We start from the raw sequence: 17594 nt of genomic DNA, 5'->3' as shown, positions 1-17594 counted from the left end.
CGGATCCATAGGACAGTAGGACCGGGGCGGCGCGGCCGTGTTGATCCAGGCGTGGGCATGGCGAAGACGGCCAGGTGGAGCACAGCGTGGGCCACGGCGGGGACGAGGCGTCAACCCACTTCGATCTCACACCAGACCTGTTTGCCCCCGCCGGCGGGTACCGTGCCCCAGGCCGCCGAGAGGGCCTCGACGAGGAGGACGCCGCGTCCGCCGGTGGCCTCCCAGCCGACGTTCGCCGGCTTGACCGGGGTACGGGGTGAGGCGTCGGCGACCGCCACGCGCAGCCGGTCCTCGATTCGTGTGAGGTCGAGCCGCACCGGGCCGTCGGTGTGCACCAGGGCGTTGGTGACGAGCTCGGAGACGACCAGGAGCACGGTGTCGGTCTCACGTGTCACCGCCCATTTCCGCAGGGTGCGCCTGGTGAAGCGGCGTGCGTGGCGGGCCGCTTCCGGAACCCGCCACACCGTCCAGGTCTCGCGCGATGGCCTCACGGCCATGCCGTCGTAGCGCATCAGCAGCAACGCCACGTCGTCGCCCCGGTGCGCGTTGCCGAGCAGTGCGTCGGCCATGAGGCCCAGGTCGTCCTGGTCGGCGGCGGACAGTGCGCCGCTGAGCCTGCGCATGCCCTCGTCGAGTTCCAGATCCGCGGACTCGACCATCCCGTCGGTGGTGAGTGCCAGGAGCGTGCCGGGCCCGAGCCGCAGCGGGGTCATCGGGAAATCGGCCTCGGTGATCACACCGAGTGGCGGCCCGCCCTCGGCCTCCACGACCTCGGTGGTGCCGTCCGGGTGGCGCAGCACCGGGGGCAGATGGCCGGCCCGTACGCACCAGGCGGTGCCGTCCTCCATGTCGACGTCGACGTAGGCGCAGGTGGCGAAGAGGTCGGTCTCCATGCCCATGAGCAGCCGGTTGGCGTGGGAGACGACGACGTCCGGGGGGTGTCCTTCGATGGCGTAGGCACGCAGGGCCGTGCGCATCTGGCCCATGAGGGTCGCGGCTCCGGCGTTGTGTCCCTGGACGTCGCCGATGACCAGGGCCACGTGGTTGTCGTGCAGCGGGATCACGTCGTACCAGTCCCCGCCCACCTCCAGGCCCGCGGTGGCGGGCAGATAGCGCGCGACGGCCTCGCCGCCCGGCAGGGCCGGCAGCCTGCGCGGGAGCAGGGTTCGCTGCAGCATCCCGACGAGTTCGTGTTCGGCGTCGAACGCGCGGACACGCATCAGCGCCTGCCCGGCGAGACCCGCGACCGCGGTGAGCAGGGCGCGCTCGTCGGCGCCGAATTCGTGCGGGGTGTCCCAGCCGATCAGGCAGACGCCCACCATGCGGTCGCCGGCCGGCAGCGGCAGAACGGCGAGCCCGCCGCGTCCCACCTCGGCGAGCGGCGGCTCCAGCTCGGTCCCGGCGGGCCAGACCGCGGGACGCCCCTCGCGGAGCGCCGCCGCCAGCGTGGGCATGGCGCGCACGGGCGCGTCCGGCCACTCCGAGCGCCACTCGCTGCGCCACACCCCGGGCCAGGCCTCCGGCTCGGGCGGTTCCAGGACGGTGACCACCAGCCGGTCGCCTTCCAATTCGGCCAGGGCCATCCGGTCGGCCCCCATCGGCGCCCGCAGGGCTCCCACGACCGCCTGGCTGACCTCGCGGACGGTGGTCGCCGTGGCGAGCACGGCGGCCAGCCGCTGCACGCGGGCGACGTCGTTGACCTGCGTCCTCAGGTCGGAGGCGTCGACGACGGTGCCGAGCAGCCGGGCCGGACGGCCGTCTCCGGCGGAGAAGAGCTGCCCGCGCAGGCGCAGCCACCGCTGCTCGCCGGAGGGCTGCCGGATGCGGAACTCCAGTTCGCGGTCGCCGATGGTCATGTGGTCCGCTTCGACCACGGACATCAGGGTGGGCAGGTCCTCCGGCACGGTCAGCGCCAGCAGCGTCTCCACCTTCCCGTCGAACTCCGCCGGCGCCAGCCCGAACAGGTCGAGCACCTGTTCGTCCACGTCGATGCGCCCGGTGTCCATGGCGAGGCTGAACGAGCTGGCGCGCCTGTCCCCGTTCCGCTGGGCGTCGGCCGGATGCGCCGGGGCCCCGTTGTTATGCACGGTGAGGGCCGCGGCGTCGGAAATGTCCCGGCGCGAGGAAGGAGGCACATACGGTGCCGCCGGCTGCGACGGGACGTGCGAGGTGACGAGGGGCGGCGACACCGACGTGACCGCGCGTGCGGGCACGTTCGGAGACGGAGAGAGCGCCGTGACGGCCGTGGCGAACAGCTCCAGGCACCGCCGCTCATCGGCGTCGAAGCCGTCCGGGCCGTCGGTCACGGCGAGCAGGCACCCGGCCGTGCGCCTGGCATCGCCCAGCGGCAGGACGGCCAACGAGAAGTCATCGGCCGGCACACCCTCGGCCTGGACCGTGGCGGCGAGGTCCTCGGGCGTCAACCACAGCGACCCACCGGAACGGTGCGCGGCCGCCACCAGCGATCCCGATACGGGATAGACCTCCCGCAGCCCATACAAGGCGCGCGGCACGCCGGCCGACTCCACCAGCCGCAGTGTGCGAGCCGTCCCGTCGGCTGCGTAGACGGCCACCAGCATCGCCCTGGAGAAGACCAGTGCCTGCTCGACGAGCGAGCGGAGGCGCTCTCGGGGCCCGGCGTCACCGGGAAGCGACGTGAGGGCGAGTTCGGCACGCAGGGTCCGCGATCGGCGGTCTGCTGCACCCTCACTCACCACGTCCGCAATTACAGCGCTTTCGGAAGAGTTGCGCAGCCCTTGTGACCATTTCTCGAACACACTGCGTCCACCCCATGTCGCATGCTGCAGCGGCAGCGCAACGAGTCGCGAGGTCGGCGGAGGGCGGGCCGCTCAGTCCGCGACCAGCACGCCGACGCCTGTGATGCGTCCGTGGGCGAGGTCCGCCAGCGCCCGGTCGGCCTGCCGCATGGGGTAGCGCGCCAGCCGGACGCTGGGCCGCAGGCGCGCGGCCTCCGCGATGAAGGCGCGCCCGTCGTCCCGCGTGTTGGCGGTGACGCTGCGCAGGGTGCGTTCCTGGTACAGGTGGCGTGCGTAGTCGAGCCCTGGCACCGCGGTCAGATGGATGCCCGCCACCGCCAGCGTCCCACCACGGTCGAGCGCCATGAGCGCGACGGGCACGAGGACGCCGGCCGGCGCGAACAGGATGGCGGAGTCCAGTGGCTCCGGCGGCCCGTCCGCCGCGGCGGATGCGGCTCCCAGCTCGAGCGCGAGCCGCCGGGCCTCGGCGGAGCGGGTGACGACGTGCACGGTGGCCCCGCGAGCGATCGCGAGCTGGGCCGTCAGATGCGCGGAGGCCCCGAAGCCGTAGATGCCCAGCCGCCCTCCGGCGGGCAGATCGGCCCGGAGCAGTGCGCGGTAGCCGATGATTCCGGCACAGAGCAGGGGTGCGGCCTCCTCGTCGGTCCACCCCTGCGGCAGCTCGTAGATGTACCGTGCGTCGACGACGGTGTGTCCGGCGTAGCCGCCGTGGATGTCCCAGCCGGTGTACCGGGAGCGCGGGCACAGGTTCTCCCGTCCGGAGCGGCAGTAGCGGCAGTCCCCGCAGGTCCCGGCCAGCCAGGCGGCACCCACGCGCTCTCCGGCGTGCACGCCTTCCACGGACTCCCCCACGGCGACGACGCGTCCGACCACCTCATGGCCGGGGGTGCACTGCGGCATCCGCGGGGCCAGGTCGCCTTCCGCCAGGTGCAGATCGGTACGGCACACCCCGCACGCCCTGACCTCCAGCAGCAGCTCGTACGGCCCAGGCGCCGCCACGTCCCGTGCGACCCGGCGCAGTGGGCCGTCGTCGACCGGCCCGGGCCGGTCGACGACCCAGGCGGAGGTGGTCAGGACACCCCCTGGTGCCATGCCTCCATCATGTCTCCCGCTTCCTCGCCCACCGACAAACCGACCACCCAAAGCGACATGGGGCTCACCGTGTGTGCACCGGCGCTCGCGACCGCATCGCTGCGGATGCGCCATGATGGAGTGGACGCCGCGAGGCCGCCGCGACCCGGCGGCCGTTTCACGGGGTGACTGGGGTGATGACGACATGCGCTCCCGATTCCAGCCCGACCGGCAGCTGACCGCCCGCATGGGGCTGACGCTGTTCCTGCTCGGCCTGTTGTACGTGGCCTTCGTGGCCGCCCTGATCGTGCTCCTCAAGTCGTGGGTGCTGGTGGTGGTCATCGCGGCGGCGATGCTCGGCGCCCAGTACTGGTACTCCGACCGCATCGCGATGTACGCGATGCGAGGACGCCTGGTGAGCCGCGAGGAGCAGCCGCAACTGCACGGCATCGTCGACCGGTTGTGTGCGACGGCGGACATGCCCAAACCGCGGCTGGCCGTCTCCGACATGGAGCTGCCGAACGCGTTCGCCACCGGCCGCAACGCCGATCACGCGGTGCTGTGCGTGACGACCGGGCTGCAGCGCCGCCTGGAGCCGGAGGAGTTGGAGGGTGTGCTCGCCCATGAGCTCTCGCACGTGGCGCACCGCGATGTCGCGGTGATCACGATCGCCTCGTTCCTGGGCGTCATCGCCGGTCTAATCGTGCGCTTCGCGTTCTACTCCCAGATGTTCGGGCGCCGCGACCAGAACACCGCCGTCGTCTTCCTGGGCGTCATGGGGGTCTCCGCACTCGTCTACGCGCTCAGCTTCGTCCTCATCCGGGCGCTGTCGCGCTACCGCGAGCTGGCCGCGGACCGCGCCGCCGCCCTGCTCACGGGCCGCCCCTCCGCCCTCGCATCGGCGCTGACCCGGCTCGAGAGCGACATCGCCCGGATCCCGACGAAGGACCTGCGTACCGCGCAGGCGTTCAACGCCTTCTACTTCATCCCCGCGCTCGGGGCGGGAGCCTGGGTGGGACGCGTGTTCTCCACGCACCCCACCCTGGAGCAGCGCCTGGACCAACTGGCGAAGATCTCCGCGCAACTGGGACGGCCCGCCTGATGCCGGGCTCACACACGGATCCGGACCCGTACGCGCTGGTCACTCGCACAGGCGCTTGTCTCGCCCGTACGCACCGATCTCGCCTGGACGCACCGAGGAGTTGACGACGCCGTGCGTTTCCTGGACGTACTGCTGGGCCGCAGCAAACCGGCGCTGCCCGATCTCGACCGTCTCTTCGGGCTGCCGTCGGCGGCGGTCACCCTGCAGGCCGCCGTCGGGTTCACACCCACCGGACGCGGTTCGGTGTGCTTCGCCACCGCCGAGGGCGCGGCCTTCGAGCAGATCCGGCAGGACGCCGGGGAACTGCTCGACGCGGACAGCGGCCGGGGCGGCATCCCCGTGGAGTTCAGCCGCGACGAGTACGGCTACACGTGGCTGCTCTCGCAGCGCGACCCCGACGACCTGCCCGGTCTGGTCGGGGATCTGCACGCGGTCAACAGCACCCTCCAGGACAGCGGTTTCGCCACCGGGCTGCTGTGCTCGCTGGTGGGTTTCCGCGATGCGGAACAACGGACACTGGCGCTCGTCTACCTCTACAAGCGGGGTACGTTCTACCCCTTCGCGCCGCTGCCCGGCGAGCGCCGCGACCACGCCCTGGAGCTTCAGGTCAGGGCGGCGATCGCAGACGATCTTCGGATCGAGCAGGATCTGACGCGCTGGTTCCCGGTGTGGGGGGCGCCCGGGCTGTGAGAGTCCCGGGCTGTGAGAGGCAGGCGCCGGCTCGCTCGCCTCGGGGACCGGAGGCGAGGGACCGGGGGCCGGGGGCCGGGGCCCACCGGCCGACCGCTCCCGTCCGTGGCGTGGCGTCACCGGTGTCCGACAAGCTCAGTCGAAGGCGTGTACCGGGGTGTGGTGGAACTCTGGATGCGGGCTGTGCTGCGGCTCTTGTCTCCCGTCTGCCCCCTCGTCCGCGTATGCCGTGTCGTCCTGAACCTCATCCACGACGTACGGGCTGTGGGTGTATATGGGCGGCTCGAGCCAGTAGGCGTCGGTGAGTTCGGCATACGTCGCGTGATGGTGCGTGTGTCCTGGCAGGCACCCAGGGGTGGCGGATGTACTGTCCATGGCCTCATCCAACGCGCTATGGGGACCGGTGATGTGACGGCTTCGCGCCGCTCCACCGGAAGCAGTGAATGCACCGAATGTTACCCCGATCGTGTTGCGCGCCCCCTTCCGCGCCCCGCACGGGAGTGTTGCGCGGCAGCCCGGGCAACGCTCGGGCGCACTCTGACCGCCACTCGGGTGACGATGGGGCGTGGTGAGCCTCGATGCCGTTGCCCAACAGGCCGGAAGCCGTTGGCCAAAGGTATGGACGGCTTCGACAGACACGACGACATCCAGGCTTCCGGCGTCCGTCCGCCACGCGCGCGCACCGAGGTCGCACCGCCGAATCCGCCGGTGCATGCGGAGGACGAATGCATCTGGTGCATCCAGCTCCGCGAGGCGACACACACGCGCGACGATCAACAAGAAGCGCCCTGTCGCGACGGATCCGCCGTCTTCTGGATGCACGCGGGGATGGCCGGCATGGCGACCGTCGCGATCACCGCGGCCGTCGTGTGGATGATGCTCTACTGAGAGCCCCATAAGCCGAGAACGGTGAGCCACGAGTTGTGAGCTGTGAGCCGTACGGCCGGGCGCCGGTCATCGACGGCGGATCGCGGCCGCCGCCGCCCGCACGCCGAGCAGGCGCCTCAACTCCTGCGGTTCGAAAGCCGGTACGAATGACCACGGGCACCGCGCGCACCAACTCCCTTTCCTCCAAAAGCGGGTTGCTGGAATCCCTTGTTACGCCAGAGGACCCTGTGTAAGGGTGATGGCTTGTTCACGCAGGAAAACTACCGAGTTGAACAGTCCCGCAAGCCGAGTCCGCTTTCCCCGTCCCCATTGCCGAAAGGCTTGCACCAAGCGTGGCTCCCTTTCCTCGGACAGGGCTTCTGCGTGCCGCATAGTGCTGCCCCGGAAGGAACGTCCCTGTGCGCACCCCCCACCCCCCTCAACCGCCCTATCCACCCGCCCCCGGTCCGGACGCCGCGGATACCGACGCGCGCCTGGCTGCCGTACTGCGGGAGCCCGCCGAGACCGAAGACACACATGCCGTGGCCGTCCTGCTGGTACGGCACTGGGATCCCGTCCGCGACTACGCCGCCATCTGCTCCGCCTCCTCGGAGAAGGCGGCAGCGGTACTGGCGACCGCGGCATTCGACAAGGTGTTGGGGACCCTTCGGCGGTCGGAGCCATCCGCCGCCCTGCGCCCACAACTCCTGGTGACCGTCCGGGACATCGCCAAGGCGTGGTCCACCGATCAGCGGGTCTCCACCCTTCTCCCGGAGCCCAGAAAGCCGGTCAACGGCCGCGAGATGAGGACGTCGAAAGTCACCGCACCGGAGAACCGGATCCTCGCCGCACGCGCCTTTCAGGCGATACCTGCGGAAGCGCAGTGCCTCCTGTGGCACACCGAGGTAGAAGCCGAACCGATATCGTCACCCGCGGAACTCCTCGGCATGGATACCGACACGGCACTCGCCGAACTCGAGCAGGCCCGCGAAAAATTCCGGTCAGGATGTCTCCGCGCCCATACCGAACTCGCCGCGATCCCGGAATGTCGCTACTACAGCCGACTGCTCGACGTTCCCATTCGCCGCGGCGGCGCGCTGCTACCCGACGTACAACGCCATGTGGACGAATGCCGGCACTGCCGGTACGCGGCCGAGCAGCTCGGCCACTTCGACGGGAGGCTGGGTGTCCTGCTGGCCGAGTCCGTGCTCGCCTGGGGCGCCAGACGCTATCTCGACACACGGCCCGGCCGCCGCCGCCCCGGACCGACACCGGCACCGGCACCGGCACCGGCACCGGCACCGGCACCGGCACGATCCGAACCCTCGCCCGTGCCCCCACGTCGCCATTCCGGACCCGGACGCCACCGCCACCTGCCACGTGTCACCGCCGCAGGCATGCGCTCTCTTCTTGCCCGGGACAACTCCAGGGCGGTGATCACAGGGATGGGCGTCGGATCGGCCGTCCTGCTGGCCGGACTCCTCGCCGCGAGCCTCTGGCCGGACACCAGCAGCGACGCCGGACCGGGGCTCCCAGGTGGAGCCGCCTCCACTACGGCCGCCCCCGGCTCGCAGGCCCCCACCGATTCATCCACGTTCCCGCCGTCCTCCACCGGGATCTCCACGTCCCCTCTGCGCACCAGGCTGCGCAATGCCGCCGCTGACCTGTGCCTCGACTTCCAGGACCGCACACCGAAGGCGGGTACGGCGACGAAGCTGGCGACATGCTCGTCCGCGACGTCACAGCAGTGGTCGTACGAGAGTGACGGGCTGCTGCGCAGCGTGGCCGAGCCCGGCCTCTGCCTGGATTCCCATGCCGACGACGGGGTCGTCGCCCTGGGTGAGTGCGCGGGACGCAAGACACCGGATGCCGCCGATGTACGCTACGACCTCACCCTGCAGGGCCGGCTGATTCCCCGCTGGCGCGCGGAGCTGGCCGTGACTCCGGCCGCGCCGACCGGGGGCTCCCAGATCGTGGTCAAGATCCGCGACGAATCCGCAGAGCAGGTGTGGTTGATCGACTCCGCGACGGCCTCCCCGGCGTCGCTGACGGTCGCCGGGGCCGCCTCACGGCCATCGCGAACAGGTGCAGGGGTGACCTCGCCACCGGTCTGAAGCACCGCGGCCCGACCGTCTGCAGGCGGTGACAGCGGCGCACCGCCGACGCCGCTGTTGCGGGCCGAGGCGGGTGCGCCCCAAAGGGGCGCGGGGAACTGCGCGAGCAGCCACGACGGCGCCGCAGACGATCGACGGCACATCGCAGCACTTCGCGGCACCCCCAGCGGAGCGCTCAGTGCACCTTCCAGGTGTACTTGTCGCCACCCACCCAGCGCACCACGTCCGGATCGTCGAGGTCATGGACCGTGATGCCGGCGACCGCCGCATGGAAGAGCACGTCCGTCATGGTCCTGGCCTGGCCGACCACAGCTCCGTCGATCTCCACGATGCGGAAGGGAGGATCACCGGGCTGCACCGCCAGCACAACGATCCGCGGGTTCGAAATGTAGGGGCTCGCACTTTCGGTCATGCATAGACCGGTTCCACACAGACGGCACCTGTATGCCCGGCAGCGGACACCGTCGCTGCCGGGCAGCCCCCAGGCCCTCGCCGACCATGGGCGGGCGGCGTCGCGACGGTGCCCCTGGTCCCGCGCGGCGTCACATCGACGCCACGGTGACACCACCCGGGCGGGTGGGCATCACCCACTCCGCCTCCTCGCCTGCCATAGGTGAGTACCATTCCGGCACTGACACCACATCATCTCGACACACCAGGGAAGAAGGCCGTTATGCCGGAAGACACGTTGGACGCCACGAACCTCAAGTCCCAGTACGTCACCCAGGTCGCCAGCGACCTGGAACGCAACGTCAAGGAGCAGGAACGTATTGGTGCCGAACTGGCCGCTCTCGAGGACCAGTTGCAGGCACTGCGACGTGACCACGCCCTGCTCCTGAGCGTGCAACAGGCCCTCACGGACGAGTCGTCCACGCCTCTGTCCGACGTGGCGAGCACCGCGTCGCCGGAACCGGACTCGGCCCCGAAGCCGGCGGCGGTGCCCACTGCCCGCAAGCCGAAGGACGGCGGCAAGACCGCCGAGAACAAGACGGCGGGGCGCAAGGCGGCCGCGGGCAAGGCGACCGCGAAGGGCAGGAAGAAGTCCCAGCCCGCGGCAGCCCCCGCCAAGCAGCCGAAGGCCGCCGCGGCGCCCACGCTCCGTGAACTCGTGCTCGATCACCTCGGCGGGCAGAGCGAGCCGCGCTCGGCCGCCGAAGTCACCACGGGCCTGGCCGAGGCGCACCCGGACCGCACCTTCCAGGGAACCGTGGTACGCAACACCCTCGAAGCTCTCGTCGCCAAGGGCCAGGTCCAGCGGAACAAGCAGCAGAAGTCCGTCTTCTACTTCGCCGCCGGCAGCACGCCGGTGACCACCTCACCGGCCCCCGCTGCGGAGACGGACGACATGACTCAGAAGGACGGTGCCACCGCCTGACGCGCCACGCCGGATCAGGATCAGCGTCGGATCACTCTGAGAGACGGATCGACCTCAGGACGCAGCAGGAGGCCGGGGCACACGCCCGCCTACGGGGGCATCAGCCCCTGGTGCGCAACGAGACCGGGCGGCGCCCAGGAATAGTCCTCCGGCGCTCGGGCGACGTCGAGGCACAGGTGCCACCCGGCCGCGACCTGGGGGCGCGGATCACGTCGGCCGTCATCGGATGGCGGTCGGCGCCCTGGCACGCGGGAGAGCGCTTCCAGCATGCACGTAAGGCGTCCACGGGGGCCGTCTCACACCTCTCGTGCGGCATTCCACGCATGACTACGCTGATCACTGATGTTCACTCCACAGGGCCCCACCTTCCTCGAGCTCACCGTGCAGGCGCTGTCGTCCACCGAGCGCGGTTACGACCTGCTCGCGCCGAAGTTCGACCAGACGCCGTTCCGGACCCCCGACCGGCTGCTGGACGCGGTGGCGTGCGCTCTTCGGCCGCTGGGCCCGTTCCAAAAGGGCCTCGACGTCTGCTGCGGCACGGGCGCCGGTGTGGGCGTACTGCGGGAGCTGTGCGAGGAACGGGTCACCGGGGTGGACTTCAGTGCCGGCATGCTGTCCGCCGCACGGTCCGCCTTTCCTCACGACCAAGGCGGTACGGACCCAGGCTGTACGGATGATCACGGCGATCGTGCCGAGCCAGGCGGGCCGGGCGATCGGGGCCGTACGGGCGGAGGCCCCGTGGTGGACTGGGTGCGCGCCGATGCGCGGGCGCTGCCCTTCCGGCCGGTGTTCGATCTGGCGGTGAGCTTCGGCGCGTTCGGGCATTTCCTGCCTCACGAGCAGGGTGTGCTGTTCGCGCAGGTGCATGCCGCACTGCGGCCGGGCGGCCGGTTCGCCTTCCCCATCGTGGCACCGCCCCGGGTGGGCTCACGGCTCTACTGGGCGCTGTGGTCCTTCGATGTGGCCATGCGCGTGCGCAACGCTGTGTGGCGGCCCCGTTTCGTCATGTACTACCGCACGTTCCGGCTGTCCCACGTATGCCGGGAGCTGAGAGCCGCCGGGTTCTCGGTGGAGCTGCTGCCCCTGCTGGACCTCGGCCGGCAGCCGGACGGAAGCCCGCGCTGCCGGCTGGTCGTGGCGCGCCGCGTGTGAACAGGACCGCCATGCAACCGAGACGGACCGCCATGCAACCGAGACGGTTACTCAACCGGGACGGTCACGTGAAGGCACCGTTCACTGGGACTGGGCCCAGTCGCTGATGAGCCGGGAGGTGCGCTTGGGACGCTCCTCGTGCAGGTAGTGGCCGGTGGCCGACCAGTGCTCGACGCGGGATTCGGGCATGTTCAACGTGGTGCGCTCCCAAGCGGCCATCGCGTCGGACGTCCACACGGTCAGCGACGGGCAGGACCGCATGCGCAGATACTGCTCCGAGTACGGGCGGACGCCGACGGCCCCCGCGTCCAGATACATGCCCCCGTACGACTGCGCGATGACATGGCCGGGCGTCCCGAGAATCGTCCGTACGTGTGCGGCGCGCAGGCCGGGCGGGGCGGTCTTGGCCAGCATGGCCTCGATGAAGTCGGCCGCTTCCTCGGAGCCGTTCTTCTCGTACGCGGCGAGGTTCGGGCGGATGAAGGCGAGGTCGGATTCCGGGGCACCATGGGCGGGTTCAAGTGCGATCACGGAATGCACCACCTCAGGGTGATGAACGGCCATCAGATTCACCACCTGCCCACCCATCGAGTGACCGACGGCGACGACGGGCCCGCAGCCCAGGCGTGCCACGAGCACCGCCAGGTCGTGTGCCATCTCGAGTGGTGTGTTGTTCTTCTCCAGCACCGGCGAACGGCCGTGGCCCCGCAGATCCGGCACGATCACGCGGAAGTCGTCCTCCAGTGCTTCCGAGTGCCAGGACCACTCCCGGCCGTCGCTGCCCCAGCCGTGCACCAGGAGCACGGCGGGCGCGTCTTCGGGACCCAGGTCGGTGTGGAAAAGGTCGACGGTCGTCATGGCTGCCCGCTCCGGTAGGTGATCAGCGCGAAGTCTGTGTGACGTGACGGCTCACATCACGTACGGCGCATACGAGTTGAACCCGACACCGGCGGCACAGTACCCGAGTACGCGCCGACCGGGAGCGTTCGTTGCACGAGCGGCTCCACTCGTGGTAGAAGCGCCGCATCGGCGCGCTGTTCTTCGCAGTGCCGCTGCCGGCGCCGTACCGCTTGACGGGGCAGTAGCCAGACGCACGACAGCGCGCCCGCTAGTGGCGTGAGTTTTGTTCGTTAGCCTGGTCGTTCTGTCGACGATTGGAAGCTCTCATGGCGGATGAGCCGACACCAGGGCCCACGGAGATCCGGGAGGCGAGACTGCCGGACGGCAGGAGGTTCGTCATCGCTTGTAAGCCGGGCCTGTCGCAGGACCAAGTTGATATGGTGGCCGCCAGGATCTGGCAGGAGATTCCGGAGCGTGCCGAGGAGTCAGGCGGCCGTGCTGGCTGACGCGCTGGCGCGCACCCTTGCCGCCGCTGCCGGAGTCTATCGGTGACCCGCCTGTAGCTCGGCACACGACGTCACCCCAGCCGACTCGGGGCGGCGCGTTCCGGGCGTTTCCGTGTGCGCTCTGCCGAATACCTCGTTCCATGTGGATCCTGCACGCATCGCCGTGACGGACGAAGGGGGCGGGGATGGCGTTGGCGTGCCCGCAGTGCGGGGGATCGAGTCAGGTAGTCAACCTGGAAGGGCAGTGGCGGGCGCTGTCGCAGGACGCTGAGGCGAAGAAGGATCTCGCCCCGCCGCCGGGCTATGAGACCCGGTACACGTGGCCGGTGCTGGGCGTGGTCCTGGCCGTGCTGGTGATCTCGTCGGGCGGGGTGCTCCTCGGGCTGCTGATCCTGCTCGTAGCGGTCGCGGCGGGGGCACGGATGTGGAATCAGGCTGAGGCGGCGCGGGAGAAACGGGCGGAGTGGAAGCGCGCTCTGTACTGCGGCACATGCAAGCACAAGTTCGACCCCAAGGAAGCCAAGCTCGTGTAGCGCCCACACATGAAGGCGCCCCGCTCTGAAGTGGTTCGGCGGGGCGCTTCGCAGGTCAGATGCCTACTCCGGCGGAACCGGAGTGTCGTGGCTGCGGTACATCGCCTGGACGTCGAGCTCCAGCTTGATGGTCGGGCCGACGACGGCGATGCCGCGGGCGAGCATGCTCCGCCAGTTCAGGGTGTAGTCCTCGCGGTGGAGTTCGGCCTTGGCCAGGGCGGCGCAGCGCAGCTCCTCACCGTATCCGCCGTTGACCGCGCCCAGATACGTGGTGTCGAGCGCCACCGTGCGGCTCACGCCGTGCATGGTCAGTGAGCCCTGCACCGTCCACTTCGTACCGCCGCGGTAGATGAAGCGGTCGCTGGCGAAGTGGAGGTACGGGAAGTGCTCCACGTCGAGGAAGTCGGCCGACCGCAGATGGTTGTCGCGGGTCTTGTTGCCGGTGTCGATGCTCGCGGCGTCGATTCTCACCTCGACCGATGAGCGCTCCATCTCGTGCTCGACGCGTATGCCGCCGTTGAAGCGTGTGAAGCGGCCGTGGACGTTCGCCATGCCGACGTGCTTGGCGATGAACCGGATCGCGGTGTGCGGCGGGTCGAAGAGCCACGTGCCGGGCGGCGGCAGTTCGAGCTGAGGGGCCGTCGCCATGTGCACGGTGTCCGCCGGCAACATCGCGTCGGGCACGATGTCCACGCTCTCACGATGCGGCTGCAGGCCCTCGGCTGTGATCATCACGCTGTAGCCGCCCGGCGGCAGCAGCGCGCTGAACGTCCCGTACGGATCGGTCGTGCCCTGCGCGGCGATGCGCTGCGAGTCCGCCGAGGTCACCGTGACGTCGGCGCCGCCCAGCGGATGGCCCAGCGGGTCCACCACCGTCCGGCTGAAGCCGCCTGCTCCCGCCGGGAGGGGAAGCACAAGCCCCGCTCCGGCGCGCGACCCGCCCAGAGGGCGCCTTCGTCGGAACAGTGCCAGTGCCATGTCGTTCACCTTTCTTCGTGCTGCATACGCTGTGTACTCCGTGCGCGTACTGCGTGGCGCGGGGGCTGGTCCGTGCACGGCCCGCCCTCGTGTGCAGCCCGCAGCAGGGCTAGGACACCGCCCGGCGAGGCGGGTATCCCGCGGTCCGGCGGATTGGCGTACGGCCCAGCCGTGGCCGCTGGGGCCGCTGCGGTCCACATCAGCGGAGGCCGGTCGACGTGTGCGAGGGGCGCCTGGCGGGCCCCCTCGCGCCACCCCGGGCGTCGCTGGTGTCCAGCCGACTCGGCATGCGTCAGAACCGCCTGAGATCGATCGAGTACATGACACATCTTAGGGTGCTGTCCCACGGCGATCACACCCGGGCCGGGTCCGCATGGCCAGGCACCGTGCAGGAGCCTCCGGCCCGGCCCTCAGGCCACCGGGCTACCGCCGCCTACCAACGGTGGTGCACCTGCGGCCGGATCCGCGTGTCGTAAAGCTCCCGCACCGCCGCCAGCGTGGCCTCGGAGAGCGGGGGCAGCTCCGTGGCCTCCGCGTTGGCACGGGCCTGGGCCGCCGAGCGGGCGCCCGGGATCACACTGGTCACGCCCGGCTGCTGGATGATCCACCGCAGAGCCGCCTGCGCCGGCGTGGCGCCCTCGGGGGTCAGGGCCGAGAACTCGGCGGCCGCCTCGAGACCGCTCTCGTAGTCGACTCCGGAGAAGGTCTCACCCTGGTCGAAGGACTCGCCGTGCCGGTTGTACGTCCGATGGTCGTCGGGCGCGAACACCGTGTCCTTCGTGTACTTGCCGGACAGCAGCCCGGAGGCGAGCGGCACGCGCGCGATGATGCCGACTCCGGCCTCGGCGGCGGCCGGCAGGACCTCCTCGAGCGGCTTGAGCCGGAACGGGTTCAGGATGATCTGGACGCTCGCCGTTCCCGGCCGGGCGATCGCGGTCAGCGCTTCGGCGCACGTCTCGACGCTTACGCCGTACGCGGCGATGCGCTCTTCGGCGACGAGGGTGTCGAGCGCGTCGAAGACGGCGTCAGACGAGTACACCGCGGTGGGCGGGCAGTGCAGCTGTACGAGATCGAGGGTGTCGACACCGAGGTTCTTGCGTGAACGGTCGTTCCAGACACGGAAGTTGTCCAGCACGTAGTTCTCGGGGATCTGCTCGACCCGGCGGCCCATCTTCGTCGCGACGAACACATCGGCGTCCGGGCGCTCCCGCAGGTAACGACCGATCAGTTGCTCGCTGCGGCCGTCGCCGTACACATCTGCTGTGTCGAAGAACGTGACACCCGCGTCGACGGCCGCGTCGAGGACGGCCAGTGCGTCCTCTTCCCGTACGTCACCCCAGTCGGCGCCGAGCTGCCATGTGCCCAGCCCGACCACGGAAACGTTCCGGCCCGTCCTGCCCAGTACTCGCTGTTCCATGACGCGCATGGTACGTCGTTGGCCTGGACCGTACGTCGTCCGGCCCAGGCCTGATGAGAGCAGTCTCTCGACGAGTGGGGCTCAGGACGCGTTTGACATCTTGGGCATCTCGCCCTCGGTCGTGCCGATGTCGATCACGGAGAACGACGCCCCCTGCGGGTCGCTGAGCGCCGCAAAGCGGCCGAACGGGCTGTCCATCGGCCCGAACCTCAGCACTCCGCCACGCTCGGTGGCCTTGGCCACGGCAGCGTCGCAGTCGTCGACGGTGAAGTAGACATTGATGTACGGCGGCACTTCGGGAGGGAACTCCTCCGTCATCTTCATCCGCCCCAGGACCGTCTCGTCACCGATGTTGAAGAGCTTGAAGTCCATCCCTTCCTCCTCCAGCCGCTTCACGCTGTACGGGAAGACGGCGGGGAAGAAGGCGTCCGACTTCTCGGGCTGCCGTGTGAAGACCTCGGCCCAGCAGTACGCGCCCGGTTCGGCCTTGGCCTCGAAGCCCTCATGGGTTCCCGCCTGCCACACCCCGAAGGCCACGCCGCCGGGGTCGCGGGCCAGGAGCATCGAACCGAACTCCCCGACCTGCATCGGCTCCATCAGCACCTGGCCGCCGGCCTCACGGATCTTCTCGGCGGTGGCGGCGACGTCCGGCGACGCCAGATACAGGCACCATGCCGACTGGCCTTCCTGGCCGGGCATCGGCGGCACGACGGCGGCCACCGCCTTGCCGTTCGAGTACGCCTGCGTGTAGTTGCCGTACTCCGACGACGACTCGCCGAACGTCCAGCCCAGCACGTCACCGTAGAAGCTCTTCGCTCCCTCGAGATCGCTGAACATCGCGTCGGCCCAGCACGGTGTGCCCTCAGGTTCTACGGCCATGACTCTGCACTCTCCTGGTCGGCGATTCGGTCCTCGGCTGTCGGCGCTGCGTGACGGCTGCTCCCCTTCGCCCGTTCGGCGGCTCCTCTGCCACGCTAGCCAGTCACCCGGCCCCTCGCGCGCCGAACGGGGGACCTCCCGGGCCACCTCTGGGAGAAACGCGGGCCCCACCGCCATGCGGCGACCGGTGGGGCCCGACCCGTACGGCGCTGTGCCGTCGGGTGCCAGGGGTGCTACGGCGGCTACGCCAGGCCGGCGGGCCTGAAGCGCCGGTACAGAATGGTTCCGCCGAGCAGTGCCAGACCGGCCGGGAACGCCAGGATCACGGCGTCCGCGCCGGTGTCCGCGAGGGTTCCGGCCGAGTGCCCGGCCGAGTTTCCGGCCGAGTTCCCCAGCGGGTGCCCCGCCGGGACCAGCTCCGGCTCGTCGCCGCCCTCGGGGGCCCCGACCGTCTCCGGCGTGGCGTCCTCGTTCGGCACCGAGACCGGGGTCTGCGGCTGCGGCTGGTCGTTGCCGCACGGCACCGAAGTCGCGTCCCCGCACGTCTGCGGCGGGTTCGCGGGCTCGGACACCGGCTCGGTGACGTTATCCGAGCCGTTCGAGGACTCGTTCCCGGAGGCGGCGTTGCCGACGCCGACGACGTTCACCGAGTTACCGGACGCGTTGACCGGCACATCGATCGGCACCTGCACCACGTTGCCGGACACCACCCCCGGAGAGTCCTGCGCCTGGCCCACAGCCGAAGCGCCGTCCCCGCTCTGGTCCGCCCCGTTCGTGCAGGCGTTGTCCGCGGCAGGATTCAGCACCCCCACGACATTGACCGTGTTGCCGCACACATTGAGCGGCACGTGCACGGGGATCTGGACCGTGTTGCCGGAGATCACACCCGGTGAGCCCGTCGTGCTGCCGTTCGCCCCGGCGTCCGCGTATGCCGCCCCCACGGAGGCCATGGCGCCTCCGGCAACAGCTGCGGCGATCAGTCCATTACGGGCAACCCGTTTCATCGGTTTCCCTGCCTTCCAGACATCGTCGCGAGCACTCGCTCGCACCGGAGAAAACGCCGAAGGGCCAACAGAGTTATGGCCAAGGGCCCTCACTCCATCGAGTGGCCCATTTGTCGAACCGGGCATGCGCGGACGGCGGGCAGGCGGCGATCGCCTGATCCACCAGCGCATATCCGGCGACGACATGCACGCGCACGGACGGGGTCCGGGGGGCCCTGAGACCACTCGCCCAGGTGCCCGAGCAATAGCCTGTGGGGTGAGTGACTGTGTGGTGAGTGACGGCAATGCG

At 70.2% G+C, this 17594-nt stretch carries 16 protein-coding genes; 7 read left to right on the top strand and 9 right to left on the bottom strand.

From position 1 onward, the window contains the following. Window positions 1-110: 110 nt before the first annotated feature. Entirely contained in the window at window positions 111-2717 is a 2607-nt protein-coding gene (locus STSP_RS19365) for a SpoIIE family protein phosphatase (protein WP_232789714.1), read from the bottom strand. Between the two features lie 132 nt (window positions 2718-2849). Continuing rightward, window positions 2850-3869: a zinc-dependent alcohol dehydrogenase family protein gene (locus STSP_RS19360; RefSeq protein WP_067279533.1), complete on the bottom strand. Its 1020-nt coding sequence runs from the start codon at window positions 3867-3869 to the stop codon at window positions 2850-2852. A gap of 184 nt (window positions 3870-4053) precedes the next feature. On the opposite strand from STSP_RS19360, the gene htpX reads away from it, so the two are divergent. Both htpX and pspAB read left to right on the top strand, forming a co-directional pair. After that, on the top strand, window positions 4054-4950 hold the full coding sequence (gene htpX / locus STSP_RS19355) for a zinc metalloprotease HtpX (protein ID WP_067279530.1): 897 nt from the start codon (window positions 4054-4056) through the stop codon (window positions 4948-4950). A gap of 111 nt (window positions 4951-5061) precedes the next feature. Then, on the top strand, window positions 5062-5640 hold the full coding sequence (pspAB, locus tag STSP_RS19350) for a PspA-associated protein PspAB (RefSeq protein WP_067279528.1): 579 nt from the start codon (window positions 5062-5064) through the stop codon (window positions 5638-5640). Window positions 5641-5775: 135 nt separating this feature from the next. Here pspAB and STSP_RS19345 read toward each other — a convergent pair whose 3' ends face one another. Continuing rightward, window positions 5776-6015, bottom strand: coding sequence for a hypothetical protein (locus STSP_RS19345; RefSeq protein WP_067279527.1), 240 nt, complete (start codon window positions 6013-6015; stop codon window positions 5776-5778). 243 nt (window positions 6016-6258) lie between these two features. On the opposite strand from STSP_RS19345, the gene STSP_RS19340 reads away from it, so the two are divergent. Next, entirely contained in the window at window positions 6259-6528 is a 270-nt protein-coding gene (locus STSP_RS19340; protein ID WP_067279524.1) for a hypothetical protein, read from the top strand. Window positions 6529-6926: 398 nt separating this feature from the next. Next, complete coding sequence (locus STSP_RS19335; RefSeq protein WP_067279521.1) at window positions 6927-8621, top strand: RICIN domain-containing protein; 1695 nt, start codon at window positions 6927-6929, stop codon at window positions 8619-8621. Window positions 8622-8796: 175 nt separating this feature from the next. Here STSP_RS19335 and STSP_RS19330 read toward each other — a convergent pair whose 3' ends face one another. Further along, a complete protein-coding gene (locus STSP_RS19330; protein ID WP_067279518.1) occupies window positions 8797-9033 on the bottom strand; it encodes a hypothetical protein in 237 nt (78 codons plus the stop codon). A gap of 261 nt (window positions 9034-9294) precedes the next feature. Between STSP_RS19330 and STSP_RS19325 the strand changes: the two genes are divergently transcribed. Beyond that, a complete protein-coding gene (locus tag STSP_RS19325; RefSeq protein WP_067279515.1) occupies window positions 9295-9996 on the top strand; it encodes a hypothetical protein in 702 nt (233 codons plus the stop codon). 342 nt (window positions 9997-10338) lie between these two features. Beyond that, window positions 10339-11148, top strand: a complete 810-nt coding sequence (locus STSP_RS19320; protein ID WP_067279512.1) for a class I SAM-dependent methyltransferase — start codon at window positions 10339-10341, stop codon at window positions 11146-11148. Between the two features lie 81 nt (window positions 11149-11229). Here the strand turns inward: STSP_RS19320 and STSP_RS19315 are convergent, their stop codons facing one another. Next, entirely contained in the window at window positions 11230-12006 is a 777-nt protein-coding gene (locus tag STSP_RS19315; RefSeq protein ID WP_067279510.1) for an alpha/beta fold hydrolase, read from the bottom strand. 673 nt (window positions 12007-12679) lie between these two features. Between STSP_RS19315 and STSP_RS19305 the strand changes: the two genes are divergently transcribed. Next, the gene (locus tag STSP_RS19305; RefSeq protein ID WP_067279505.1) at window positions 12680-13027 is read left to right on the top strand and encodes a hypothetical protein; all 348 of its coding nucleotides are present in this window, start codon (window positions 12680-12682) and stop codon (window positions 13025-13027) included. A gap of 63 nt (window positions 13028-13090) precedes the next feature. Here STSP_RS19305 and STSP_RS19300 read toward each other — a convergent pair whose 3' ends face one another. From STSP_RS19300 to STSP_RS19285, 4 genes are all read right to left on the bottom strand, one after another. Then, window positions 13091-14005, bottom strand: a complete 915-nt coding sequence (locus STSP_RS19300) for a YceI family protein (RefSeq protein ID WP_067279503.1) — start codon at window positions 14003-14005, stop codon at window positions 13091-13093. A gap of 433 nt (window positions 14006-14438) precedes the next feature. Beyond that, window positions 14439-15431 (bottom strand): aldo/keto reductase, encoded by a 993-nt coding sequence (locus tag STSP_RS19295; RefSeq protein WP_067279500.1) that lies wholly within the window; start codon window positions 15429-15431, stop codon window positions 14439-14441. 72 nt (window positions 15432-15503) lie between these two features. Next, entirely contained in the window at window positions 15504-16301 is a 798-nt protein-coding gene (locus tag STSP_RS19290; protein WP_067279497.1) for a VOC family protein, read from the bottom strand. 242 nt (window positions 16302-16543) lie between these two features. Further along, window positions 16544-17251: a chaplin gene (locus STSP_RS19285; RefSeq protein ID WP_332835381.1), complete on the bottom strand. Its 708-nt coding sequence runs from the start codon at window positions 17249-17251 to the stop codon at window positions 16544-16546. Window positions 17252-17594 lie beyond the last annotated feature (343 nt).

It is taken from the genome of Streptomyces jeddahensis, assembly GCF_001642995.1.
Taxonomy (GTDB): domain Bacteria; phylum Actinomycetota; class Actinomycetes; order Streptomycetales; family Streptomycetaceae; genus Streptomyces; species Streptomyces jeddahensis.
Note: the sequence above shows the minus strand (reverse complement) of the source record. Positions and strands in the feature narration are given on the sequence as shown.